Raw genomic sequence first — 26,931 nt, forward strand, 5'->3', positions numbered from 1 at the left:
TCATGGAAATAAAAGAAATGATTCAAAAAGCTCGCGAGGCACAATTCATCTATGCCGAACGTTTTGACCAAGAAGGCGTTGATCAGGTAATAAAAGCAGCCGCACGTGTTATTTTTGATCACGCGGAACAATTGGCCCAACTCACGATAGAAGAAACCCAAATGGGAGTCTATGAAGACAAAGTTGCCAAGAACAGGAACAAATCCAAAGGAGTTTGGTACAACCTGAAAGGTAAAAAATCCATGGGTATCTTGAGCATCGACGAAAAGACCAATCTTATCGAGATCGCCAAACCCATCGGGGTCGTTGCCGGAATCACCCCGATGACTAATCCCGTGGTAACCCCCATGTCAAAAATTATCTTCGCGTTGAAAACCAAAAACGCGATTATCATCGCCCCTCACCCGAAAGCCAAAAAATGCTCCAGTGCCGCGGTAAAACTAATCATCGAGGCCATCACCCCGTTCGACGTGCCGGAAGGACTCGTGCAAGTGATCGAGGAACCCACCATCGAGAAAACCCGCGAACTCATGGAGGCCTGCGACGTGGTCGTTGCCACGGGAGGGATGCCCATGGTGAAATCAGCCTACTCCTCCGGCAAACCGTCCTTCGGCGTCGGTGCAGGCAACGTGCAAGTCATACTCGACCGTTACATCGACTTCGACATGGCAGCAGAAAAAGTCATCACGGGTCGCTCGTTCGACAACGGAATCATCTGCTCCGGTGAACAAAGTTTCATTTACCACAAGGACGACCGCACACAAGTACTTGACGCGTTCCGCCGTCACGGGGCTTATTTTATTGCCGCGGAAGACCGGGATAAAGTAATCAACGCCCTATTCGAAGACGACCATATCTGCCGTGATATCGTGGGACAATCCGTGCAGAGGATTGCCGACAAAGCGGGTATTTTCGTACCGGGCAACACCCGCGTACTCGTTGTCGAGGCACACGGCATCGGTCGGGAAGACCCTATCTGTAAAGAAAAAATGTGTCCCGTCATGGCTGCCTTCTCCTACGACAACTTTGACGAGGCCATCAAAATAGCCAAAACCAACCTCTTCATGGAAGGCAACGGACACACAGCGGGAATCCATTCCAACAACCAAGCCAACATCATTAAGGCTGGAACAGAACTCTCCGTGTCGCGACTAATCGTCAATGCCTCTTGTGCCACCACCGCCGGAGGCTCCATACAGAACGGGCTGCCCGTCACCAATACACTCGGTTGCGGAAGCTGGGGAAATAACTCCATATCCGAGAACTTCACGTACAAACACCTGTTAAACATCACGCGCATCGCCCCGTTATCCGCGAGGATACACGTGCCGTCTGATGCCGAGATATGGGAAATGTAAAAAAATATCGTAAATTTGCAGGCATTATAAATGCCAGCCCCTTCATCGTTCGGTTTCATAAATGCTTGGTCGCTGCATTTATAACCTGCAAATTTCAATATATAAAAAACTCAACGGAAAAATGGAACTCAGCATCAACATAAAAGAAATATTCACCGCCTTCATGGTACTCTTTGCCATCATCGATATCACGGGCGCCACCCCCATCATCATCGGTCTTAACAGTACCGGAAAAAAAGTCAACGCCGCCCAAGCGGCAGGAATATCTCTGGCTATATTTATCGCTTTCTTTTTTGCCGGCAACGGGTTATTGAGACTATTCAACATCGACATACCTTCTTTCGCGCTGGCGGGAGCGTTAGTACTTTTCGTGCTTGCCATAGAAATGACCTTCAACATCGAAATATTTCAAAACGACGGTCCCGAAGGAGCAACCACATTCATCCCCGTCGTGTTCCCGCTTATCGCCGGGGCAGGAGCCTTGGCAACAACCTTAACCCTCAAAGCCGAATGTAGCCCCTTGAGCATCATCATCGCCATCATCCTCAACATGCTCGTCGTCTACGTCGTCCTGCGCAACGTCTACCTCGTGGAGCGCGTCTTGGGCAAAAGCGGAGTCTACATCCTGCGAAAATTCTTCGGCATCATCCTGCTTGCCATGTCCGTGAAAATTTTCACCTCCAACCTCAACATTTTATTGGATTCCCTGCGTTAACCTACAACGCGGTTCCCTTCGACGGGACAAAAAATCTACCCGGGTCAACACCTTCCAAAGTCAGCAGATGAACTTTTTTGGCAATACCTCCCGCGTATCCCGTCAAACTGCCATTACAACCGACAACACGATGACACGGTATAATAATACTGACCGGATTATGCCCCACGGCACCTCCCACCGCCTGAGCCGACATATTCGGTAACCCCTTTCGCCGGGCAACCTCTTCCGCGATATCCTTGTAAGTTATCACTTTACCGTAAGGAATTTCCCTTAATATTTCCCACACGGCAAGACGAAAAGGCGTGCTATCCAAACGCAAGTCGGGAGTGAAACCGGGCTTCTTGCCGCCGAAATAACAATCCAGCCACTCTTTTGTCCGCACGAAAACAGGCAAAGCCTTCTCTTCATGCTCCGCCGACAACGTATCGGCAAAGTATTTCTGACCGTCAAACCATAGTCCTGTCAGACTATCGCCATCACTGGCAATCGTTATTCCACCCGCGGGCGAAAGATATTTACAAGTGTATTGCATAGCGTTATAGATTAAAAAAACATCTGATACTTACAAAAGTAAAGATTAATTCTTAACAAACAAATTTCTAATTTTTTTTCCAATACTTATCACCCTTTGTAACTTTTCACTACCTTTAAACGTCCCATTAAAAAATAATAATCATGAAAAAAATTACATTCATCCTCTTCATGTTCTGCTTCGCCATCACCGGAGCCATCGCGCAAGAACAAATCACGATTTCCCGTTTCCAAGGAGAAAAAATCACCGGGATTGAAGTCCACGGGGCATTCAAAGTTACCGCCAGACAAGGCGAATCCACCGGGGCATCGGTCACCATTCCCGCCCGACTGGAAAAGCAACTAAACTTCACGCTAAAACAGGACGGGATACTACTCATTACCTTTGAAGGTAAAATCAAAGGAAAAAACAACGATAAATTCACCGCCGAAGTCAACCTGTCCGCGTTAGAAAATGTCGAATTGACCGGAGCCTCCTCCCTCACCTTGACCGGAGAAATCACCGCGAACAACTTCAAGGCGAAAATTGTCGGCGCTTCCGCCATGAAGTCAACCGACCCCATCCGCGTAAATCAAGAAGCAGAAATACACTTGGCAGGAGCGTCAAAAATATCCGGTGAACTCACCGCCCCCGTGATAGCTTTCAGAATATCGGGAGCCAGCAACCTCACCCTCGCGGGCAAAAGCACGGAAGGCAACATTGAAGTAAACGGAGCCTCTCGCGCGAACCTTGACAACTTCCGGATCGACAATGCCACCATCGAAGCCTCAGGCTCCTCCCACGTCAACATCAACGTCGTGAAAGAACTCAGCGCCAAAGCCTCCGGGGTATCCTCGATCACGTACTCCGGCAACCCGAAAATCATAAAACTCGACGCCACGGGAGTATCCAAAATAAAGAAAGACAATTAAGTCGTTACTCCGGGTGACACACGCACACCGAATCGGAAACATCCTTCCCGTCGGCACCCGCCGCGAACACGTAAACGACAAGCTCGTCCGCCTCGACATCTCTCGGGAAATCCACGCTCGTGCCGATAGCCTCTCCCCGTGCACCCAACTCCACCACATGGCAACGCTTGTTCCGTACACCAGCCACCACGCCATAAATTTTATCATCCAAGAAACAATCGATCAACTCGAGTTGCTCCCCCGGGGAGGTGAAATGCACCTTCCGGTTCTCCGCGTCCACCTCGGCACTAACCGATGGCGGTACCAACTGCCCCGCAGCCACCCGCAATTTCCGGTAATCGATCTCGCCACGGAACTCCCGTCCGGCTTTCTTGCGCACACTGATCGGTTTCTCCGGGTCAACCCTCTCCACTTCCACGGCATTCGTCACGTTCGCGCTCACGAACCCGTTAAATCCCTTCGGGTAGCCGTTTCCCCCGGGAAATCCTAACCGAATGGCGACCATCAACCATCGTTTTCTTTCTGTCGTCGTGGCGAAGGCTATCGACTGCCGTTTCTGCACCTCCCCGTTCGGCTTACGCTTCAACCCCGCACTCTTGCAATAGTTCTTCCCGTTCTTCCGCACGTAGCCAATCACGTTCCCGTATTTCCCCCGTATTTTTCCTACCGGATTCACAAATTCTGCCATACTCTTTCTGTTTTAAAATTTCTCTCTGCAAATATAACCATTTTATTCTAAAACCATGCTATTATTAGGCAATTACACATATTAATCCGGCTTTAATTCCGGAACAATTCCGTATGAATTCCGTTATGAACGCTATACGAACCCTATATGAACGCTATACGAACCCTATTTATAATAGCGTTCATAAAGGAAAACTATTGCATAACTAAAATATTTTAAGTACTATTGTACCGGAATTGATACGGAATTAATACTTAAATCATATAGGCTATGGATAGAAACTCATCTTTACTCGCGGCTTTACTAGCTAACGGACCTCTAAAAATGGACGGCGTCACGTATTACCTGTACGGGGGAACCATACGGAAATGCAAATCCAAACGAGGCCCCAAGAAATCCAGAACAGAGGGAGAAGAGAAATCTTCCAGCCAATTCACCGAGGTTCGGAAGATGTGGCGAATATACCGCCGTGCTACCGGGGGGTTGCCAATATGGCGCACGTGGGCAAGGGCAACGGGGATATCCAAAAGCGACTCGGCATTCCACTCCGTGAACGGCGGATGCCTCCGCCCGGGCAAAGGCGTGTGGGCGTTCCCGACATTCCGTTTCTCCATGGGAACCTTGGAAGCCCCGGTGATTACCGATGTAGCACGAGATGGCTGGAGCGTTACTCTCCGCTGGGAAAATGACGCCGACCGACCGAAAGCAAGCGCCTCGGATCAAGTGTACCTCGGGTATTTCTACAACACGCAACCCCGTTCCCCGCAAATGATTACCTGCCATAACGCGCACCGCGGTGACGGGGAGGTAACCATGGAAATCCCCGCGGCAGGGCAACCGGACGGAACGCCACTGCATCTATATTTGTTCTTCGGCAACGAGAACCCGGATCGCTTTTCACCGAGCGAATACGCGGGCATCTAGCTGTTTTTGTCCCGGTAATTTACAGACAGGTAATCGAGAAGAATTTGGACTTGGTTGCGACGCGAGTATTGTTTTATCTTGTCCCAATCTCGCGGAAGCACCTCCTTATTCTTCCATATCTGATAACATTTCATGATCATATTTTTAATCCCCTCTTTATCGGCGTCGTCAACGATAAACCCGGCTTTTGTTTCGGCAAGTAGCGGAGCAACCACATCGTTAGGGTCGTACAAAGCTAAAATAGGTTTATTCGTGGCAAGATAATCAAACAATTTACCGGAATACACTCCTTTCCGCCCGGATTTGTACATCATCAGAAGCGTATCAACCTCCATGATGGATATCCTAATCGCTTCTTCGTGGGGAACATCCTTACATTGAATCACGTTCGACGATATTCTGTCAGGCACAGCGAGTTTCTTGAAATTACCGACTATTTTAACCCGACTATCTTCGGGAAGTTTTCCCTCCTCTATCAATTCGGAAAAGGCGTTAAAAAAATTGTCCGGAGTAGCCATCCAATAAAACCGACCGATATACCCCATCGTGAATTGGGGCTGAAAATTCACTTCATAACTCTCCTCGTAATCATACCCGTTTCTCACTTCCAAGAATCGTTCGTGCGAACACATCGTCTTGAAATCATCAATAAGGGGCTTCGACACGGACAGTACCAAATCCGCCTTTTCGAGTATGTCACGCTCGTAAAACGCAAGTGGTTTCACGGACATTCTATTATGGTAAGGAAGTTTTGACATTTCGTCACGCATATCGGCGACCCAAAAGAATTTATATCCCTTCTTTAACAATCTCAGCACGAGCGCATGAGGAGTCAAAGGCCCGTAAGAACTCAATACCACGTCGAAATAATTCTTTCGAAATAATTCCTCTACCTTTTTACAAGCTTTGGCACGCCAGATGCATGGTCCACCCGGAAATATTCTCGCTTCTAACGCTCGAATCACACGCCTTAGTACCCATCTTTTATTCTTTCGCTCCAAATTATAAAAATAGTTCGGAGTCATTATCGGGTCTTTGATATAGTGTACTTCACAACCGTTCCACGTGATAATCTCATCTCGCTCACCTTCTGCCACGACCGTTACCGAATGCCCCGCTTCATGAAAATACTTAGCGAACGAGTTTACACGAAAAGCACCAATACTATGGTAAGGATAAAAATTTCGAGTGATAATTAGAATATTCATAGTCAATTTCATTTTCATGGATTCGTTCGCGGAGATGACACCAACGGTTTCAACAGCCTCACGTAATTAATCCCCGCGATATATGAAAGAGGCAGATAGACAACAACCGATATCAAAAATCCCGAGAGAAGAACCGGGAAATCACGGGTAACTCCCGTTAAATTTACCGCACAACTCCCCAAAAAACACGAGAAGACAGACACGAACAGAATTTTGAACATAGATTTCCATGGCATCAATCCCGAAAGCCCGGTGTTCAGGAGCCGTGCCGTACTTACCATTAAAACCACAAGACAAAAGACCGTGGTTGCCGTTGCAATGACAGCGATCGCGGATAACGACGGGAAAAAGGTAACACAAAGGCAATCAAGCCCTAGCAATAGTACCGCCGTGACCAAGTGGGCGTTGGCAAATATCTTGCCTTTGCCTAAAGCGAACATTATCGGTCCGTACTGCACGATACGTACCAAATTTACTATCGTGACAATCCGGAATAAACCGGCAGCTTCACGATAAGCGGTCCCGTATAACACCCCCATTATTTCCGGGGCAAAAATGCAACAATAGACGGTAAACGGGTATATTACCGACGCGGACTTGAGCACCACGTTTTTCCAAAGTACCAGATATTGCCCGCTACCGGCACCGTCCTTTGCCATCCGGGAAAATTCCGGTAATAAAATACCGGAAACGGCACCAATCATTATCCCCGCTACCGGAAGTTCCTTGTAACCGTTCGCGAACATAGCGAATTCTTCCACCCCAAAGTAACGGCTCACGAAAAATTGGCTCGCGGAACCAATGACGAATCCATACAAGCTCGAAGAAAACACCGGCATCGAGAATCGCAATATATCCGCGGTTGTCAAATCCGTTCTTCCCCGTGTTACATTTTTAAAGGGCAATGACAAGAGTCGCGTACCAACGAGAAAGGAGCCAAAAGAAGCGAGCACCAACCCGATAACTGCCCCGGGAACCCCGGTATTGAAAACAATCACGGGTATCACGGAACAAAGTACGCTGAAAGCGCGACTCAACAGCACGTACACCAGCACAACACGTGCCCTCCCGTACACGGTCAATACGCGCTCGACGCCCAATACCTGCATCAATAGCAAGGGAGTTATGGCAAAATATTTCAAATTATCGGTTAGCAACGGGTTGCCAAGTAATTCGGCTATCCATGATGCCCCCGTAAACAAGGTGACTGAAAAGACGGAAGAAAGTCCCCAGAATAACACGCCGAGTTTGCGAATCACCGCCTGCCCTTCTTCTACCGGGACACGTGCAAGAAAGTAAGAATACGCGCCGGGAAGCCCGAAGGAAAAAATCATCAACAAAGTCGAGTAAATATAAATCACCTGACGATACGTGCCATACTCGACAGCAGTCATGTATCGGCTAAGGACAGCCGATATGACCAATGTCATGCATAATGACAAGGCATTAGCCAGCACCAACCATAACGCTTGCGCCGTTTTACTGTTATCCGCCACGAAACCCCTACACATCATGTTTCAATTCACGAGCATGTATACAGTTATAAACTACAGTATCTAAATGTTTTACAATATCCCTTCACATACAATCAATATAAAGTTGCATGGTTGAAGAACAAACATACAAACGTAGTAAATTTTCCGATATACGCAAAAAATATGAAGTTGCATGGTTGAATAATAAATATATAACCATAACAAATTATCCGAGATATACAAAAACATGGCGCATGTACCGATATTTTCAGTGCCAAAACCCAGAATATCGAGAAGCGGAGCGTGATTCCGGAGAAATAAATCTTTTCCCCATTCATTAGCAATATTAAAAAATACATATTACTTTCGCGGCGTTATGGTTCTCGTGTAAGATATTCTACAATCTTACGTGAGATTAATAGGGAATCAGGTGCAAATCCTGAACAGATCCACTGCTGTAAGTTTCGTAACAACTTCTCCGGCACTCACGATCCACTGTCCATTTTAAGGATGGGAAGGACGCCGGGAAGGAAACAAGTCAGAAGACCTGCCATGCACAACATTGTTTAACGTTCAAGGGGAAGGAAGAACGTGAACGCCGATAGCTTAACAATTGTCGACCGTGTACGTCAAGCCTTTTTCTGACTAAAAGGGAATTTATGTTCATGAAAAAGTGGTTTTATTTTCTGACAATCGTATGGATTAGCATGACATTAGCGTCGTGCGACAAACCGGGGATGCCTTATCCCGACGGGGTGTTGGGCGACGGGGATATCGAGGCTCTCGTGCTGAACGAGGGGTTGATTAACACGAACGCCGGGGCGATATCGGTGATATACAAAGACAGTACCGTGGTAGTAGATGCCTTTCAAGACGTGAACCACCGCCCGATGGGTGACGTGGCACAATCCATCACGCTGATTAACGGAAAGTATTTCGTGGCGATGAATAACTCGAAGAAAATCGAGGTGGTCAATCCCGTGACGTTCAAATCCGAGGGAACGATACTCTACACGCAGGCGGGTTACCCGCGACAGATAGTGCCTATCTCGGAAACGGAAGCCGTCGTGTCCGACTTGAACCGACAACTGGTGCGTATTCGCACGGTAGCCCCTTACGGGAAGCCGCTGGAATATATTTCAATCCCGAGATGGGTGGAATATCTGGTCGTGGCGGAAAATAAAGTGTTCGGCATGACGCAGGGAGGTTTGTACGTGTTCGATGCCAACAATATCAATAAAGAGTACGCCCGGGTAATCAAGGATATATACAACGAGGAGTACACGAAGACGTGCCGGATGCTGATAGACAAAGACGGCATAATCTGGGGATTGATGTACCAGAAAAGGAGCGGTGTCGTGACAGGCGTCACGCTGAAAGGCGTAGACCCGAAACGGGAAAAAGTAGTTAAATCGTACACCCTCCCCATCGGCGACCCGAATTCACAGACCCCGGGCGAGATTATCGGCTATATCAATTACAACCGCACGGATATCGACCCGACGGGAACGTGGATATACTTCAACGTGAAAACCCGTGCGACAGAAGAAAACGCCAAAGGCGAAAAAGAACAGCAGAGCGTGTACCGGATGAACGTGACGACGGGTGAATTTGAACATTATTACGACCTGCCGGGCGTGGGTATGATGTACGGGTTCGCGGTTAGCCCCGAAGGCGACGTTTACCTGTGCGATTGTTTGGATTACACGGCACAAAGAGGTTATATCCGTCATTACCTGAAAGACGGGAGAAGGGTAAGCCACAAAGTGGGTGTTTATCCCGGACAAGTGTATTTCCCCGGGTATCAACAATAAAACAGTGATTATGCTCAAAAAAATAACGATAGGATTATATGCCTGTTTCACGCTGGGCGGCGGGATGCAGGCAGAGGCACAGCGGCGGGATTCGGTGGCGATGCACGGGACTCTCGACACGGTGCAAGTGGTGAGTCAACGTATCCAACACGCCAACGAGGCAAATGCCGGGGCAAAGGTTAGCCGCATAGACCCGGAAATCATGCAAGCGAATAAAACCCGTTCGTTGGCAGAGTTACTGACGGACTACACTGCTATTTATATCAAGAGCCTCGGGATGGGAGCCTTGTCGACCGCCTCCTTCCGTGGAGCCAGTCCCTCGCAAACACGGGTGAACTGGAACGGCATCAATATCACGCCACCGATGTCGGGAACGTTCGATTTCTCGCAAATCCCGGTTTTCTTCACGGATAATATCAACCTGTATTACGGGAGCAGCCACGTGAAGAACGGGACGGGAGCCATCGGGGGAAGTGTCAACCTATTCACCGACCCGGATTGGCGAAAGGGAGTAAGCGGGAAAGTGCTGGGCGAGTACGGTTCCTACGGCACGTACACCACGGGGGCACAAGTAACCACGGGCGGAGAGAAATCAAGTTTCAAAACCCGCCTGTATTACCAGCACTCGGATAACAACTATACTTATTTGAACAAGATTCTGACCAACGTCCCCTTCCGCGAGAAACGGCAGGATGCCGACTACACGCAATGGGCAGCAATGCAAGAAGGTTATTTCCGGTTGTCGCGCTACACCCGGTTGACGGCAGTAGCATGGTATCAAGAGGGCGAACGAATGTTGCCCCCCGCGCTTGGGGTGGTGAACCAATCACACGAGAAACAGCGGGAAACGAATTTCCGGGCATACACGGGACTGGATTTCACCCGAGGCATACACGCCCTGCACGTGAAAGCGGCATGGCTGTACTACCGGCAGAAGTACGACAAATGGTACGCCGGGGGGATGTTCGACCCCGAGGGTACTAAAAATCAATCGCAGACGTGGCAAGGCATTGCAGACTACACGTGTACCCCTCGGGAAAATCTCGTGCTGGGGACAAGCCTGACTTACTCGCACGATTTGATACGAGTGAGCAGTTACATTGACATCGACTCGTCGAAATACACGTTGGGCGACGTGGATTATGATATCCCGGTGGTGGAACCGCCATTCCGCCATCACCGTAACGTGCTGTCGTGGCAGGCATCGGCGTTATGGACCCCGGTGGAATGGATGATGCTGAACGGGCAATATATGTTCGAGCAAAACGATAGCCGGGGAGTATCCACGTGGTCGGCGGGCGTGGTATTCAACCTTTGGGAAAAAGAGTTGCAGGTAAAGGGGAATATGGCTTACAACTATCGGTTCCCAAGCATGAACGACCTCTATTGGCGACCGGGAGGCAACCCGGAGGTGAAGCCGGAAGACGGGTACTCGTATGACGCTTCCGTGGCTTACCGGAAACACTTGTACCGGGGGTTATCGCTGGACGCAGAGGTATCGGGCTACTTGATGTATATCGACAACTGGATACTATGGTTGCCCAAGGACGGGAATCAATGGGTGTGGACGCCGCAGAATCACCGCAACGTGCGCTCGGAAGGCGTGGAACTGTACGGGAAGCTGACATACGAGACGGGGGATTTAAAGGTGAACGCATCCGGCAATTACAGTTGGTCGCAATCCCGTACCCGCAAGAAACAGCACGAGGACGACGGCTCTTACATGAAACAGATTCCTTACGTGCCACGCTTCAAATGGAACGTGCGGGTTGCCGCCGATTACCGGGGAGCCTTTTTCTCGTGGCAAGTAACTTACATCGGGCGACGCTTTATCACGACTGACCAAGCATACGCTACCGACCCCTATTCGGTACACAATATATTGGCGGGTTACCGTCACGAGTTCCGTAACGGGATGAGCCTCACCCCGCAGATACGAGTGGACAATTTACTGGACACTTATTACGAATCCACGCAGTATTACCCGATGCCGTTGCGAAACTGCCTCGTGTCGCTGATGTGGGAATTTTAGAGGAAGAATAAACAAGTTAATAATATTACATGATGAAAATTAGAATTATGAAGAAGTTTTATTTAGCACTTTTGTTTTTGGGAATATTTGTAGGATTCTTGAGTTCTTGTAGTGATGATGATGAATGTACACCTCTACCAGCACCCCCGATCATTAATATCACGAGTGGTAACTTATCTATGCATATTGGAGATTCAATCATACTGAAGGCATCTGTAGCCAGTCCTACAGAAACCACTTTCAGTTGGATATTAGACACCACAGAAGTTTCCACGGATTCCATTTACGTGTTCAAATCCGAATATAGCGGACTTTTTGACGTGAAACTCACAGCTACAAATTCCGATGGAACTGTTGCTACAACAACCTCTATCACCGTGCAACCGGGAGAATACAAAAACGGAACATTTGTTTTAAGCGAAAATAACTCTTTACTGACATTTATCAGTCCGGAAGGAAAAGTGACCACAGATGCATACACGGATGAAAACGGGACAAAATTGGGAAGCGTAAATCAAGATATATTTATCAAGAACCACAAAATGTATATCGTTTCACAAAATGGAGGCGGTGATGGATTCCTTGTAATCGCAAACGCGGAAACCTTGAAAAAAATAAAAGGTTTTCAAACAGAATTAAACGGGAAGGTTAACTGGCCTACCCACGTGGCTGTATTAGGAGATGATGATATTTATTTGCGCGACAATAACGGAGTAAAAAGATTTCAACCGTCAACCGGAACCGTAACCCTTATTGAAGGAACAAGCGGAGCACGGAAAAACACAATGGCTGTTGCTGACGGTAAGGTTTTCGCTTCGGTGAAAAACACGGTTGTAGTGATTGAAGCCGGTAAAGACATAATCAGCAGCACGATCAATTTCGACGGGGAAGTTTCCGGGGTAATCAAAGCTTCCGACGGCAACTTGTGGGTATCCGACAGATCAGGTAAAATCACGAAGGTGGACGCGAAAACTTATCAAAAAATAGGCATGAATGATATTCCAACAGAAGTTGCTAGTGTTTGGAATACCACGTACGCCGCAGCACCCGGAATTACAGCTAAAGGCGACACGTTATATATAAGCGGGTTAACTTCCAAAATATATCGTCATATTTTCAGCACGAAAGAAACGAAATTAATGGTGGATGCCAAAACGATGGTCGACAACGTCGGTATCGTCTACAACACGTGCGCTGTTCACCCGCTTACCGGAGAAGTTTATCTAAATTCCATAAAAGGATACGGACAAAACTACAAAATTAATAACATCAGTGTATTCAACTTTAGCGGGGATGAACCAGAATTAAGTGCAAATTACGAAAATTACACGGCATTCCCTGCCGGCACGTTCTTCACTTATAATTTTGAATAAACCGACCATGAAAAAGAATTTACTCTATATATTAGCTATTCTGGTTATCACGGGAATGTGGAGTTCCTGTAGCGATAATGATGGCGGAGAAGATGAACCGGAGATGCCTCTTACCGCACCGGAGGTGTCTGTACAGAACTTGAGCTTGAAAAATGCTATTCTTCCCTCAAAAACGGTAAGATTAAGAGCGAATATCATCAACACCACACGTGCTGACCTGCAATGGTTCGTGGATGGGAAGGCAACATCAACAGACACGATATACGAATTCTCGTCCGCCACAGAGGGAGAGTATAAAATCAAGGTGACGGCATCCAACATCTTGGGCGAGGCATCGGACAGCACGTATATCACGGTACAGGACGGTTTCAAAATCTCGGACGTCACGAACTGGACGGGTGAAGGCGATTGCCGTTCGGTGCTGGCGATACAATGGGTAAAACCGGAGGTGGAGGATTTATTGCACCCGGCAGACGAGGATGTCTTTTTCCGGGCGTGGGGATACAAGTGGAATAAACCGCAAAAAGGGAAGATATCCCCCACGGGATTTGACATGATTAAAGCCATTGCCAAGAGTGATCCCCGCTTGTTCGTCATCGTTTCGAGCGATGCCCTCGGGGCTACTATCAAGGGATTCGGTTATGACGGCAACGGTGACGGGAAAATCTCGATTGAAAGCGATGATTTCGTGCACAACGAAAGAGAATACAAGGGAATTTCCTTGACAGAGGCGGATTTCACGGATGGCATATACGTGCAAGAACAAGAGGATAACATTGATGACGTCAGGGTTACCAGCGAGGGCGACTGGTGGATGGGCGGCTGGTACGTGGCTTATGCATCCTACTGGTTGGGATACGGGGAAGCCGTACTGGAAGCGGAAGAGTACGAGTATTCCAATTTCTACGCCAGTAACCGGGAACTGGAAGACGAGTGCTGGGATGCATGGACATTCTCCCCGATTAATAATGCGGAACAAAATATCCTACCCATACCCCGCTTGTTGAAAGCAGCAGGCATCAAATAGCAATAGCATATTCCAAAATACTTAACTAAAAAATAATTTTATACTTGAGCTCCCGGATGATCCGGGAGCTTTTTTACTTCCACATCATCAATACATTTTAAGAATAGACTAAAAGGAGTGCGATTTGAATATAAAATAAAAAAAAAATACTTGATTATTTAACATCATTCCTCTATCTTCGCGAAGAATAATGGAAGTGAGTGGTGTCTCGATTCGCGAATCGCGTTTCGGGATGAAAAGGGAATCAGGTGCAAATCCTGAACAGAATCCCCTGCTGTAAGTTTCACTATACTTCCCGGGCATACTTTATCCACTGTCCCCGACACGAGGGACGGGAAGGAAGCCCCGGAGAAGGAAACGAGTCAGAAGACCTGCCACAAGCTAATATGTTTCATGTTCAATGGGAAAGGAGAACATAAACGCCAGTACCGTTTACAAGTCGATATTTGACGCCATCTTTTTCCTACAAACAGAAATGTTTGTATCCACGTGGGATACATGGGTATGAATTAATTATTGCGTTTTTTAATATATAAAATTAATTCAAAAAAAAAAAAACAGTTATGAAGAAGTTGTATTTCTTTTTTATCGTGTGGGGATTGATGATCTCGTTGTTTAGCGCGTGTAGTGATGATGATGACTACATCCCAACCTTGCCCATCGTGGGTTTCGCGCAAGGGAATTATTCCATGGAGTTGACGGATTCCATCGTGTTCAGGGCGGAAGTTACCAATGCTTTGGAAAACACGTTTAGTTGGGCGCTGGACAACGATGAGGTTTCGACAGGTGACACATACGTGTTCAAAGCAGAAAACAGCGGCACCTACCAACTAGCCCTGACCGCAAAAAATTCAGACGGCACGACGACCAAAACCGCAACGATTACCGTGAATCCCGGTAAGTATAAAAACGGGACTTTTATACTGAATGAAGGGTTAGTTACGACTCACGGCTCGTTGATTTACATCAGCCCGGAAGGAGATATTACCCCTAATGTATATTACAAGGTGAACGGCGAGTATTTAGGAGATGTGTGCCAAGACCTATATATCAAAAACAACAAAATGTATATCGTATCCCAAAATGGAGGAAACGGGGGTGGTTTTCTAACCATTTGCAATGCTGAAACATTAAAAAAAGAACGTTCTTTTCATGATCCTTTTATCTTAGGAATAGACACGAGTTATTATGAAGACGAGGGAAAGATGGTGCAAGTAATCGATACCACTTTCTCGTATTGGCCAACACACATTGCCGTATTAGGAGATGACGATATCTATATACGTGATAATAGGAACGGCATCTTCCTAATGCACCCGTCAACAGTGGCAAATGATCACAGAGCGACTCTAATCAAAGGCACCCAAGGCGCCCGGAAAAATACCATGGCTGTGGCAGAAGGAAAATTATTTGCCTCACGAAGAAACACGGTCATAGTTATCGAACGAGGCAAAAACGAGGTTGCACATACAATTGCATTCGGGAAGAAACAGATTTCCGGGCTAATCAAAGCCACAGACGGAAACCTTTGGGCCTCGGATGAAGGCGGTATTATCTATAAAATCGACCCGAAATCATATGAAATATTAGCACAAAATCAATTGGAAGGTGAAGCAGCCTCACTTTTGCGTATCAGAGCATCGCAACCTGCCGCACCGAACATCACTGCCAAGGGAGATACGATATATATCAGCAACACGACCACAACAATTTATCGTCACATTTTCAGTACAAATGAAACAAAATACATGATTGATGCCAAAAATTGGATTCCCGCTTCTTCTGATTTCTGGGAAGGGAACTACGCGAGTAAGCCATTGGTATATAATACTTGTGCTGTTCATCCTATCACGGGAGAGGTCTTTTTAAACACGGTAAAAGGAATTGGCTCACAACGCCACACGAACCATATCACGATTTTTGATTTCAGCCGCATTAATCCCGAGAGCGAAAATTATGCCAGAATAAGTCGTGATTACGCAAATTACACGGATTATCCTGCTAATGTATTCTTTACCTATAACTTCAAGTAAATCATTAAAACAATCACAACAATGAGAAATTTATTATCAAAATCTTTCATAGCCTTATTATTTATCGGCTTTTTAGCTTCTTGTAACGAGGATACATCCATCTTAGCGGAAATGGAAGATTTAAAAACAAACACAACGCCTTTAGTTGTAAATGAAAATCTTCAATCCGTCAATTCTATTAATGATATCCAAAACTGGACAGGAACGGGAAATAACCGTTCCGCACTTACGATCCAATGGGTAACAGCCTCAGATATTGAGAATCCCACTGATGATGAAATTCATTTCTTGGCATGGGGATACCGTTGGACTTCCGGTGCAACGGGAATAGATATGGTTAAAGCTATCGCAAAAAAAGATACTCGCTTATACGTTATTCTCGGAAATAATTTCGGGGGAGTCACAATCAAGGGATTCGGGTATGACGGAAATAATGATGGAAAAATTAAAATCAGTAATTCTTCTCTCACTTTAACAGAAAAGGACTTCGTGAACGGCATCTATCAAGAAAAGAATGGGGATAATTTAGACGGTATGAAAACCTCTTCTCCCGAAGACCTCTGGATGGGCGGCTGGTACGAAGCCTACGCAAGCTATTGGTTAGGCTGGACTGACGCAACAACAGTACCGGATGGATTTGATTATTCACAATATCTAGTTGATCAACGTTCATTAGCAAATAATTCTTGGGATGCTTGGACGTTCTCCACGATTAATTCGGCAGAATACAATGTTGATCCCAGACCGGAATTATTGAAAGCCGCACCCAATAATTAAGAAAAACAATAGCAGGATAATACACTTATAAAAAAGACCGAAAAGTAAAATTTTCGGTCTTTTTTTTACACAAATCAATTCAAACCTAAAGAAAAAAAACTACATCAAGCAATCAAGTTCCATATTTTTGAACCCACAATTTTCAAAAATAAAACACATTATACTTATTATAAACACAATAGGAAATATCAATCCCAATAAAATTATTTTATTTGAAAACCACTATTGAAATACAATTATTTTATCATACATTTGCCATGCATTCGGTTCACTCCGGTGACGAACAGGGAAGCAGGTGAAAATCCCGCACTATACCCGTAGCTGTAAGCTCTATTCAACGCTTGAATCAATGATCCACTGTCACGCTGTCGACGGGAAGGAGATTCAAAAGCGAGAGTAAGTCAGAAGACCTGCCGATTGCAAATAAATTGGAGCTTTCGGGTGAAAAGCGAAAAAGACAATTCTCTGCCATACACGATCTTTTCTCGTGTTTTCCCCGAAGTATTTTTTTAATTATTAAAATTTTAATCATGGAAACATCAACCACGTTCTCAAGAATCGTGAAACGCAACGGGGAAATTTGCGATTTCAAACCGGAAAAGATTGAACAAGCTATTTTTAAGGCAACGAGAGCCATCGGACAGCCCGATCGTAAAACGGCACGTGCCCTGTGTGACAAAGTCGTGCAAATTCTTGCCGCAAGCACACCGGAAAAGGAACTCCCGCACGTGGAACAGGTACAGGACACCGTGGAGCTGGTGCTGTTCCAGCACGGCGACCTGCAACTGATGAAAACGTACTTGCTTTACCGCAAGCAACACGAGCAAATCCGAAACTCGAAGACCTTACTGACAAATATAGAAGTAATGGATAATTACCTGTCATTGAGCGACTGGAGGGTAAAAGAAAGTGCTAATTCCTCATACTCGCTGCAAGGATTGAATCAGCATATATCCACACAAATCACCTCCAATTACTGGCTAAGCCAACTCTACCCGGAACGGGTATCGGAAGCGCACAAAAGCGGGGCGTTGCATATCCACGACTTGGGATTCCTAAGCGTCTATTGCGTGGGATGGGACTTGAAGGATTTACTTACCGTCGGATTCCGGGGAGTGGAGGGGAAAGCGCAAAGCAGCCCGGCAAAGCACCTTCGCACGGCTCTCGGACAAATCGTGAATTTCTTCTATACCATGCAAGGCGAGGCCGCAGGGGCTCAGGCTTTTTCCAACTTTGACACGTTCCTCGCCCCCTACATACGCTTTGACAAGTTGAACTACAAGCAGGTGAAACAATGTTTGCAGGAATTCCTGTTCAACTTGAACGTACCCACCCGTGTAGGATTCCAGACACCGTTTACCAATATCACGATGGATCTCGTCGTACCCGATTTCTTGAAAAACGAACATATCGTGCACGGGGGTGAAATCAAAGAAGAGGTGTACGGGGATTTCCAAGCCGAAATGACGATGCTTAACAAAGCGTTCGCCGAAGTGATGAGCGAAGGGGATGCTTCCGGCAGCCTGTTCTCGTTCCCCATCCCGACGTACAATATTACCCCGGACTTTGACTGGAATAACCCGGAGTACGAGGGCATCTGGGAAATGACAGCAAAATACGGTATTCCTTATTTCTCCAATTTCGTGAATTCGGACATGAAGCCGGATGACGTGCGCAGTATGTGTTGTCGCCTTCGTCTGGATAAACGGGAACTCATGAAACGGGGCGGCGGTTTGTTTGCCGCAAATCCGTTGACCGGGTCGGTGGGAGTCGTCACAATCAACCTGCCCCGCTTGGGATATGAAGCCGCATCGGAAGAGAATTTCTTCCAACGCCTGCAACACTTGATGGAAATCAGCAAGGAAAGTCTGGAAATCAAGCGCAAAATTATTGAACGCTACACGGAAAAAGGGCTGTATCCTTATTCCAAATATTACCTGCGTTACGTGAAAGAGCGTTACGGGTGTTTCTGGAAAAACCATTTCTCGACGATCGGTATCAACGGCATGAACGAGTGTTGCATGAACTTCCTCGGGGTTCCTATTTCACACCCGGACGGGATGGAATTCGCGCAAAAAGTGATGCACTTTATGCGGGATATACTGGCACAATTCCAAGATGAAACCGGTAATATCTATAACCTTGAAGCCACTCCGGCGGAAAGTACCTCTTACCGATTCGCTTTGCTCGACACGGCCGAATATCCCGATATTATCGTTGCCAACCAAGAACAATTCAAACAGGGTGCCGATCCTTATTACACGAACTCCACGCATCTGCCCGTGAACTTCACGGACGACCTGTACGAGGCACTCGACCAACAGGACAAATTACAAACGCTGTACACGGGTGGAACTGTTTTCCACGTGTTTACCGGAGAACACCGCACGTCCGCACAAGCGGCTAAAAACATGATTCGTAAGGTAACGGCAAATTTCCGCCTGCCTTATATCACGCTCTCGCCCTCGTTCAGCATATGCCCCTCGCACGGGTACATCGCGGGAGAACATTTCAAATGTCCGCGTTGCGGGGCTTCCTCGGAAGTGTACAGCCGGATAGTAGGGTACATGCGTCCCGTGAGCCAATGGAACAACGGGAAACGAGCCGAGTTCGACGACCGGAAACTGTTTGACAAGAGCGTCCGGGAAAAAGAAAGCGTACTATGCGAATAGGAGGATTTGTCAAACAAAGCCTAATCGACTGGGAAGGCAAAGTATCCGCGGTGATATTCACGAAAGGTTGCAATTTTCGCTGCGGTTACTGCCACAATCCATCTCTTGTACTGCCGGAATTACTCCGGCAGACACAAGACTTAAAGGAAGAGGAGATATTCGGTTTTCTCGATAAACGATTAGGGTGGCTTGATGGGGTGGTGATATCCGGGGGTGAACCGACATTGCACGAAGACCTGCTCCCGTTTATCCAAAAAATAAAAGCTCTCGGGTTACCCGTGAAACTCGACACGAACGGGTCGAATCCGGAGATTTTACAACAACTGATTGCAGGACGATGGATAGATGCCGTGGCAATGGATATCAAATCCTCCCTCTCGCTCCCCTGCTACCGAAAGGTAAATTACACGATGACAGCCTCGTTGCTGGAAAAGATACAAGAGTCCATCCGGATTATCAAAACCTCCGGACTGGAATACCAGTTCCGGACGACGGTTATCCCGCAAGTGCAAAGCCCCGAGGACATCCAAAACTTACAGGAAAAATTCTCAGGTACACACTATGTCATGCAGGAGTTCCGGGACGGGGATATTCTGGATAAATATATACACGAATAAACGAAATAATATTACTTTTACACACCCATTTTATATATCAAGATTATGCAGAAGTTCATTTTATTATCCATATTATTTATCACGGCAATCACCGGATACTCACAAAAACGTATCGTATCGCTTGCCGCCTCCATCACGCAAAACCTGTATTTACTCGGTGCAAATGAAAGCATCGTGGGCTGCACCCGTTTTTGCATCACGGAACCGGCAGATTCTATTCCCGTAGTGGCTGACGCAGTGAACGTGAACATGGAGAAAATCGTGGCTCTCCGTCCCGATATCGTTCTCACCGGAGGACTTACTCCGCCTAAAGTTCTGGAAGGACTCGAACGCATGGGTATAAAGACGCTACGACTGGAACAACCCAAAAACTTCGAGGAGATTTGCGAGCAATTCATTATTCTGGGAGAATTATCAAATAAAAAGACAAAAGCGGAAAGCACCGTGCAGGAGTGCAAAACACGATTGGAAGAAGCCAAGAAAAACATTCCTTACGACAGACATCCCAAGGTATTCATGGAGATCGGATGCGACCCGTTGTATACCGCCCTGCCCGGATCGTTCATGCACGACTATATCCAACAAACCGGTGGGATAAATATCGCCAAAGACCTCGACAATGCCATGATATCCAAAGAATTTGTTCTTCTCCAAAACCCGGATATCATTTTCATCGTCGGCATGGGCATCGTGGGCGAAAACGAGATTTCCAAATGGAAAGAGATCAATAGCCTCAATGCCGTGAAAAATGACAAGCTATTCCCGCTTGACGACTACATTTGCAGCCCCACGCCCATCACTTTCGTGGAGACGGTAGAAGAGTTGATCAAACTACTGTATTGATCAGGCAATTTGTATCCCGAGTTTACGGAAATTCTTCGGCTGACCGAAAAGCACGAACACGTCTTTTGTCGTGAACACAAGGTCGGCAGGAGGATTGTCCATGACCAGCGTTTTACCGGCCTTAGCATCGTAACGCTTTAACGCTACCAGCTTTAACCCGAACTCTTCCTCGAAATTGGCATCCTCTAACTTTCGTCCCACGAAAGTGGAATGTACTTCCCACTCGATAATTAAATGGTCGTCGTCCAACACATAAGAATCAATTGTCGTCCCCAACTCCACTTTCGTGGCAAAGAAATCGGCATATTCCCACTCGGGGTTTACGATTTCCGTGATTCCCATAGACGTTAAAATCACCTTGTGCACGGGAGAGATGGAACGGGCTACGATACGCTTCACCCCAAACTGCTTCAACAGCGCTATCACGAATAACGAGGTTCCAAAATCCTTACCGAATACCACGAACACTACATCCACGTCCAGCAACGGCAAGGTCTGCAACGCTTGGGCATTCTTCACGTCCAACGCTACCGTGTTCGTGATCGATTCCTTGTACAAATTGATCTTACTAATATCCGAATCGACGCCCAATACTTCATTCCCCCGCTTTGTCAACCGCTGTGACAGAGCAAGCCCGAAATTTCCCAGTCCAAATACAATACACTTCATAATAATTGAAAATTGAGAATTGAAAATTGAAAATAAAAAACATATTTTCCATTTCCGAGATTCAATTCGTTATTATATATCATTACCTTTTCCATTTATATTATCTGTCCAAATTATTATTCACGTCCTACTCTAATCATTTTCAATTTTCAACTTTCAATTTTCAATTATTAAAGTATTACCGTGTCGTCCGGATAAGTGTACAGTTTCACTTCCTGCCTGCGGATAAAGCAAGTCAGAAGGGTGAGCAAACCGACACGACCGACGAACATCGTGAGGCTGACGATCAGTTTGCCCGCAACACTCAGATGCGGAGTCAGATCCATGGTCAATCCTACCGTACCCAAGGCGGAAACGATCTCGAACACGGCTTGAGTTATCGTGGCTGTCGGTTCCAAGATGATAATAGCGAATGTACCCAGAATAATCCAAAGGACGGAAAGCACGATCACGGAATGTGCCCGATTCACGTTCTCCCGGGTCAGTTGACGATGCGCTACCACTACCCGATCGTTTCCCGTGAGATTCGCCCAAATATTCTTCAACGCGATCACGAATGTAGTTACTTTTATACCACCGCCCGTGGACATAGGAGCCGCACCAATCCACATCAACACGATAGTCAGAAAGATTGTCGTCGGGTGCAAAATGGATATATTCACGTTATTGAAACCCGCCGTACGGGGCGTCACCGCTCCCATGAACGAGGTCGCGAATTTACCCGTCAGAGACATTCCCTCCAAGGCATTGTGATTCTCGAATATCCAGAACAATCCCGTTCCCACGACCAGCAACACCAAGGTTGTCGGCAACACAATACGGGTTGTCGTACTCACGATACGGGGTTCATGAACCACCTTGTAATTCAGTCCCAACATACATTTTATCTGATTCCGGATTCCATAGTGCAGAAGACGCCCGTAATTAAACAAAATCGGGAACCCGATACCCCCGAAGATAATCAGAAACGCCAGAATAATCTGCAACCCGTACAGGTGGCGAATCAAGGGATCGTAGAGATTTCCCGGTAAAGTGGAGAACCCCGCATTACAGAAGGCAGAGATCCCATGGAACAGGGAAAAAAAGATTTTATTCCCGACTCCCGCAACATCCTGTATCTGCAAATATACCAGATAGACACCTATTCCTTCTATAATAAACGTTGTCAAAACAATGTACACGACAGTCCTGAATATATCGCTTAGGGAAGCCTCGTTCAGCAAGTTCTTCATCATCAATTGATCGTGAAAAGAGGTCCCGCTCAAAAACGACATGGCGAAAAAACTCGTGAAGGTCATTACCCCTATACCACCGACTTGAATCAGAAACAACAAAACGACCTGCCCCATTAACGTGAACGTTCCCCCGGTATCGACCACCGTCAATCCCGTCACGCACACGGCACTCGTCGAAGTGAAAAGCGCATCCGTGAAACTTATTCCCCCGTAGGTTGCGTTAGGCAACCTCAACAATACCGCTCCCAGCAATATAATAAACAGGAAACTCCCGGCAAAAAGAACTTCCGGCTTCATCCGGCTTCGTATCACGACAAATATCTGTTTAGAGAGCTGAATAATACTGAGCAGCAATACCACCCCGTAAGTCAATACACGCTCTATCTTGAATAACACGGGGCGTTCCGTTTCAAACCCCGGTGTATCGAAATGTTTGGATAACAAGGTTAAAGCGAACAAGAAGAACAGCACCAGCACTTCTACCCAAAAACCTTTTTCCGCTCGTAACAGTCTAAAATTAAACACGAACCGCAACAATCCAAGAGCCAGAAAAAGACGCATGATTTCCCGAAACACGTAATATATTTCGTGGGAATAAGTATCGGGCATCCTGAAACCGAACCGATAAATGACTAAAATAACAGCCAGAAATGAAGCAAGGAATAACAATACATTGCTTACCAGTTCCACCATTTTCTTGACAGACTTGTATATTTTCCTCGCTCTATATTGAAACTCCACTGAAAGCATAACATCTTTTTTTAGTTTTTAACGACAGCCCCCTGCACGAGGTTACAAAAAACGCAAAAAACTCATTTGCATGAAGAACAATATCTTTCAAGTTTAACCAATATTTCGCATCTTTGCACTGAAAATCACTATTGAATTTCCCATGCAAGGAAAATATTATAAATGGATTCTATTTCTGGCTTTTTTACTGCTTCTCCTCGCGGGAAGTATTGTGGCAGGACTTTGCTTCGGGGAGATTCGTTTTTCCATTCAAGATATATTTCAACTCTGGAACGGGGACCCGGAGGATGTTCGCCTGAACATCCTGCGTCAATTAAGAGTTCCCCGCATCATTCTCGGATTTATCGTCGGCGGTGCTTTAAGCCTGTCCGGAGTCATCCTGCAAGGAATCTTCCGCAACCCGCTCGTTGAGCCTTATACCTTGGGGATATCGGGGGGTGCATCGGTGGGAGTCACGGCTGCCATCGTCCTGTCACTACATACCCTGCACGGGAGTTTTATGCTTCCCCTCGCCGGGTTTGCCGGGGCTCTTGTCACGGTCATTCTGGTTTACACGCTCGGAGTCCGACGAGGTAATGTCCGCGTACACAGCCTCCTGCTGACAGGGGTGATGATTAGTTTTATCTCTTCCTCGCTCATGTTGCTGATCATGTCCGTCACCAAAAGCGAGAACTTGCACGGCATCGTGTTCTGGATCATGGGTTCTCTGAATGAAACCGACCCGACACTTATCGCGCTGATTTCCGTGACCAGTCTCGTCGTGCTATGCCTTGCTTTTCTATACACCCCGGCGTTGAACGCCATGCGTTTGGGTTCGGAAAGAGCCATACAATTAGGTATTAATGCCAACCGGGCTATCAAGGTTCTTTTTTTGCTCAGTTCCCTGCTTACCGGAATATGTGTTTCTATTGTCGGGGTTATCGGGTTCGTGGGATTAATTATCCCTCAACTCATGCGTTTTATCATCGGTTCCGATTTTCGGATTTTGCTCCCGAGTTCTTTTATCGGGGGAGGTATCTTCTTGATTTTATCCGACATTTTCGCCCGAACGATTATTTCGCCCAACGAATTACCGATTGGGGTAATCACCGGAATTATCGGGGGTATCATTTTCATTCTCGTGATGAGTAACACCAAAACGGAAAAAACGATAGACTGATATGGACAACGCGATAGAAATAGAAAATCTTCAATGTGGCTACAACCATAAATTCACGATACGGGATATCTCGTTCAACGTGGAACGGGATAAATTGACTTCCATTATCGGTCCCAACGGGGCGGGCAAAACAACTTTATTCCGAGCCATCACCGGCATGCTACCCGTGCAACAAGGCTCTATCCGGATAAACGGCACGGACGCATTCCGCATGACGCATAAAGCAAGGGCAAAACAACTTGCCATTGTCAACCAGACCGTGGAAGCGGATTTTATCTCTATCGAGGACTACGTTCTCATGGGACGCCTCCCCTACCACGCCCCGCTACAACTTTTCGAGAGCAAGGAGGACTACGCCATTGCCGAAAAAAATATGCGATTAACAGGTATATGGGAAAAACGTGCAAAACTCATGAACCAACTTAGCGGTGGCGAACAACAACTGGCAGCCATTGCCCGGGCTCTCACCCAACAAACGGAGATTCTCCTACTTGACGAACCCACTTCCCATCTGGACATATCCCACCAAATGCGAATACTGAATCTCGTGCAACGCTTGAACCGGGAACAAAACCTTACCGTGTTGCTTATCATTCACGACCTGAACCTCGCCAGCGAATTCAGCGACCGACTGATTATGCTCAAAGAAGGAAGTATTCACTCGAGCGGCACCCCGGAAGAAGTATTGACTTACGACAATATCGAAAGCGTCTACGACACTCTGGTTATTACTCAAAGTAATCCTCTTTCGGGTAAACCCTGCGTGTTCCCCGTGTCGGATAAACATCACTTCATAAATACAAAATAAACAGCAAGTACAAGACAGACGCAAGCCGCCAGATGATTCCATTGGAACGTCACCCCCTTGAAGAAGACCATGGAAAAAATAATAAAGATGGTCAAAGTGATCACTTCTTGAACGACCTTCAACTGCATTAACGAGAAAGGTCCCCCGTTCCCGATGAATCCCAGACGATTGGCCGGTACCTGCGCACAATATTCGAAAAGAGCAATACACCATGAAAAGAGGATAACACCGAAAAGCGGCCAGTTATCTATCCACTTCATTTCCTGCAACTTCAAGTGTCCATACCAAGCAAATGTCATAAAAATGTTTGAGACAATCAATAATAATATCGCGTAAAGTCCTTGCATAGTATCAAATATTAATCCATGAAATGATCTCTTAAATCGACGCGAAAGTATAAAATTTATTATCTTTGTTGATAACGATTGGGACAAACTTTTATCAAGTACCAGAATCATGAAAGCAAATAAAATTCAAAAAATAGAGATCCGCAATATATGGGGAAAATATAATTTCCGGTGGGAAAACTTGAATCCGGACGTGAATATACTCACGGGTATCAACGGTAGCGGTAAGACCACGTTTTTTAATATTATCGACGCCTTGCTATCTGCCGATGTCAAACGGTTGAAATTGTACAATATCGAGGCGGAAATCATGATCGACGGTAACGAGATCAATTTCCGAAAAGATAGTTCCGTGTCTTCCATAAGACAAAAACTAGCCGGGGTAAATTATTTGAAAATAAGTACATTCGATGTGCCTATCCGCGATAGACGAAAAATGGGTAAGGAAGACAGTCCCCTGTTGAGCGAGTTAAAAGAGATCGTGTACAGCGTGGGAGAGAACAACAACTCTTTTTCCGATTATCGTCTTCGTGCCACGAACTTTCCCGAGCAGGCAGAGAAAATCAACCGCCGGATTCGCGATTTCTATGACACGGTGAATCATCTGTTTGCCGGTACCGGAAAAACGATAGAAATTGACCCGATGACTAACCAGCTTGTTTTCCGTGACGGCAACGAGCTTATTCACCTGTACAAACTCTCCTCGGGAGAGAAGCAATTGTTAATCATCCTGCTCCGGGTTTTTCTCATGGACGGACAACCTTATATCCTTTTGATGGACGAGCCGGAAATTTCATTGCACATCGAGTGGCAATACCGTCTTTTTGAAGAGATTCAAAAACTAAACCCGCATTGCCAGATCATCACGTCCACGCACTCCCCGAGTCTTTTCGGCGACGGTTGGGGTGACAAACTCGTGTTTATCGAAGACTTATTAATTCAGTGACTATGACTAATTTTA

The 26,931-nt window shown here is 46.4% G+C and carries 23 protein-coding genes and 3 riboswitches; of the genes, 16 read left to right on the top strand and 7 right to left on the bottom strand.

From position 1 onward, the window contains the following. Positions 1–2 precede the first annotated feature (2 nt). Entirely contained in the window at positions 3–1,358 is a 1,356-nt protein-coding gene (locus Q5866_RS03825) for an aldehyde dehydrogenase family protein (RefSeq protein WP_303178922.1), read from the top strand. Positions 1,359–1,479: 121 nt separating this feature from the next. After that, complete coding sequence (locus Q5866_RS03830) at positions 1,480–2,073, top strand: MarC family protein (RefSeq protein WP_303178924.1); 594 nt, start codon at positions 1,480–1,482, stop codon at positions 2,071–2,073. Position 2,074: 1 nt separating this feature from the next. Here Q5866_RS03830 and Q5866_RS03835 read toward each other — a convergent pair whose 3' ends face one another. Then, positions 2,075–2,608 carry a methylated-DNA--[protein]-cysteine S-methyltransferase gene (locus Q5866_RS03835; RefSeq protein ID WP_303178926.1) on the bottom strand — a complete coding sequence of 178 codons (534 nt, stop codon included), beginning with the start codon at positions 2,606–2,608 and terminating at the stop codon, positions 2,075–2,077. A 143-nt stretch (positions 2,609–2,751) separates the two neighbouring features. On the opposite strand from Q5866_RS03835, the gene Q5866_RS03840 reads away from it, so the two are divergent. Then, entirely contained in the window at positions 2,752–3,519 is a 768-nt protein-coding gene (locus Q5866_RS03840) for a head GIN domain-containing protein (RefSeq protein ID WP_303178928.1), read from the top strand. Positions 3,520–3,523: 4 nt separating this feature from the next. Here Q5866_RS03840 and Q5866_RS03845 read toward each other — a convergent pair whose 3' ends face one another. Next, positions 3,524–4,207 (bottom strand): hypothetical protein, encoded by a 684-nt coding sequence (locus Q5866_RS03845; protein ID WP_303178929.1) that lies wholly within the window; start codon positions 4,205–4,207, stop codon positions 3,524–3,526. A 270-nt stretch (positions 4,208–4,477) separates the two neighbouring features. Between Q5866_RS03845 and Q5866_RS03850 the strand changes: the two genes are divergently transcribed. After that, positions 4,478–5,131, top strand: a complete 654-nt coding sequence (locus Q5866_RS03850) for a hypothetical protein (RefSeq protein WP_227215748.1) — start codon at positions 4,478–4,480, stop codon at positions 5,129–5,131. On the opposite strand, the gene Q5866_RS03855 is transcribed toward Q5866_RS03850, so the two are convergent. Further along, positions 5,128–6,339, bottom strand: coding sequence for a glycosyltransferase (locus Q5866_RS03855; RefSeq protein ID WP_303178934.1), 1,212 nt, complete (start codon positions 6,337–6,339; stop codon positions 5,128–5,130). The genes Q5866_RS03850 and Q5866_RS03855 overlap by 4 nt on opposite strands. Before the next feature lie 14 nt (positions 6,340–6,353). Beyond that, on the bottom strand, positions 6,354–7,853 hold the full coding sequence (locus Q5866_RS03860; protein WP_303178936.1) for an oligosaccharide flippase family protein: 1,500 nt from the start codon (positions 7,851–7,853) through the stop codon (positions 6,354–6,356). A 321-nt stretch (positions 7,854–8,174) separates the two neighbouring features. After that, positions 8,175–8,384: riboswitch (cobalamin riboswitch) on the top strand. Positions 8,385–8,479: 95 nt separating this feature from the next. Here Q5866_RS03860 and Q5866_RS03865 point away from each other — a divergent pair. The 9 genes from Q5866_RS03865 (at position 8,480) to Q5866_RS03905 (ending at position 21,002) form a co-directional block, all read left to right on the top strand. Continuing rightward, the gene (locus tag Q5866_RS03865; RefSeq protein WP_303178938.1) at positions 8,480–9,628 is read left to right on the top strand and encodes a DUF5074 domain-containing protein; all 1,149 of its coding nucleotides are present in this window, start codon (positions 8,480–8,482) and stop codon (positions 9,626–9,628) included. A 10-nt stretch (positions 9,629–9,638) separates the two neighbouring features. Then, positions 9,639–11,660 carry a TonB-dependent siderophore receptor gene (locus Q5866_RS03870; protein ID WP_303178939.1) on the top strand — a complete coding sequence of 674 codons (2,022 nt, stop codon included), beginning with the start codon at positions 9,639–9,641 and terminating at the stop codon, positions 11,658–11,660. Positions 11,661–11,707: 47 nt separating this feature from the next. Further along, positions 11,708–13,033, top strand: coding sequence for a DUF5074 domain-containing protein (locus Q5866_RS03875; RefSeq protein WP_303178940.1), 1,326 nt, complete (start codon positions 11,708–11,710; stop codon positions 13,031–13,033). A 7-nt stretch (positions 13,034–13,040) separates the two neighbouring features. Beyond that, the gene (locus Q5866_RS03880; protein ID WP_303178942.1) at positions 13,041–14,060 is read left to right on the top strand and encodes a PKD domain containing protein; all 1,020 of its coding nucleotides are present in this window, start codon (positions 13,041–13,043) and stop codon (positions 14,058–14,060) included. Between the two features lie 184 nt (positions 14,061–14,244). After that, a riboswitch (cobalamin riboswitch) is annotated at positions 14,245–14,454 on the top strand. A 169-nt stretch (positions 14,455–14,623) separates the two neighbouring features. Beyond that, positions 14,624–16,093, top strand: coding sequence for a DUF5074 domain-containing protein (locus Q5866_RS03885; RefSeq protein ID WP_227215754.1), 1,470 nt, complete (start codon positions 14,624–14,626; stop codon positions 16,091–16,093). Positions 16,094–16,114: 21 nt separating this feature from the next. After that, a complete protein-coding gene (locus tag Q5866_RS03890; protein ID WP_303178944.1) occupies positions 16,115–16,870 on the top strand; it encodes a hypothetical protein in 756 nt (251 codons plus the stop codon). A gap of 247 nt (positions 16,871–17,117) precedes the next feature. After that, a riboswitch (cobalamin riboswitch) is annotated at positions 17,118–17,303 on the top strand. 97 nt (positions 17,304–17,400) lie between these two features. Then, a complete protein-coding gene (locus Q5866_RS03895) occupies positions 17,401–19,542 on the top strand; it encodes a ribonucleoside triphosphate reductase (RefSeq protein ID WP_303178946.1) in 2,142 nt (713 codons plus the stop codon). Beyond that, on the top strand, positions 19,533–20,159 hold the full coding sequence (locus Q5866_RS03900; RefSeq protein WP_227215757.1) for an anaerobic ribonucleoside-triphosphate reductase activating protein: 627 nt from the start codon (positions 19,533–19,535) through the stop codon (positions 20,157–20,159). The genes Q5866_RS03895 and Q5866_RS03900 overlap by 10 nt, the downstream gene beginning before the upstream one ends. Before the next feature lie 45 nt (positions 20,160–20,204). After that, the gene (locus tag Q5866_RS03905) at positions 20,205–21,002 is read left to right on the top strand and encodes an ABC transporter substrate-binding protein (protein WP_303178949.1); all 798 of its coding nucleotides are present in this window, start codon (positions 20,205–20,207) and stop codon (positions 21,000–21,002) included. On the opposite strand, the gene Q5866_RS03910 is transcribed toward Q5866_RS03905, so the two are convergent. Together Q5866_RS03910 and Q5866_RS03915 are read right to left on the bottom strand one after the other, a co-directional pair. Then, positions 21,003–21,671, bottom strand: a complete 669-nt coding sequence (locus tag Q5866_RS03910; protein WP_303178951.1) for a TrkA family potassium uptake protein — start codon at positions 21,669–21,671, stop codon at positions 21,003–21,005. It abuts the gene before it with no gap. A 170-nt stretch (positions 21,672–21,841) separates the two neighbouring features. Further along, on the bottom strand, positions 21,842–23,656 hold the full coding sequence (locus Q5866_RS03915) for a TrkH family potassium uptake protein (protein WP_303178953.1): 1,815 nt from the start codon (positions 23,654–23,656) through the stop codon (positions 21,842–21,844). Between the two features lie 142 nt (positions 23,657–23,798). Here Q5866_RS03915 and Q5866_RS03920 point away from each other — a divergent pair, with 142 nt between their 5' ends. Both Q5866_RS03920 and Q5866_RS03925 read left to right on the top strand, forming a co-directional pair. Then, on the top strand, positions 23,799–24,815 hold the full coding sequence (locus Q5866_RS03920; protein ID WP_292267863.1) for an iron ABC transporter permease: 1,017 nt from the start codon (positions 23,799–23,801) through the stop codon (positions 24,813–24,815). A gap of 1 nt (position 24,816) precedes the next feature. Next, a complete protein-coding gene (locus Q5866_RS03925; RefSeq protein ID WP_303178955.1) occupies positions 24,817–25,623 on the top strand; it encodes an ABC transporter ATP-binding protein in 807 nt (268 codons plus the stop codon). On the opposite strand, the gene Q5866_RS03930 is transcribed toward Q5866_RS03925, so the two are convergent. After that, positions 25,602–25,970, bottom strand: a complete 369-nt coding sequence (locus tag Q5866_RS03930; protein ID WP_227215763.1) for a DMT family protein — start codon at positions 25,968–25,970, stop codon at positions 25,602–25,604. The two genes, Q5866_RS03925 and Q5866_RS03930, sit on opposite strands and share 22 nt — an antisense overlap. Positions 25,971–26,079: 109 nt before the next feature. Between Q5866_RS03930 and Q5866_RS03935 the strand changes: the two genes are divergently transcribed. After that, the gene (locus Q5866_RS03935) at positions 26,080–26,916 is read left to right on the top strand and encodes an AAA family ATPase (protein WP_099290996.1); all 837 of its coding nucleotides are present in this window, start codon (positions 26,080–26,082) and stop codon (positions 26,914–26,916) included. Positions 26,917–26,931: the final 15 nt, after the last annotated feature.

The sequence above is a fragment of the uncultured Butyricimonas sp. genome, from assembly GCF_959596855.1.
GTDB classification, from domain to species: Bacteria; Bacteroidota; Bacteroidia; order Bacteroidales; family Marinifilaceae; genus Butyricimonas; species Butyricimonas muris.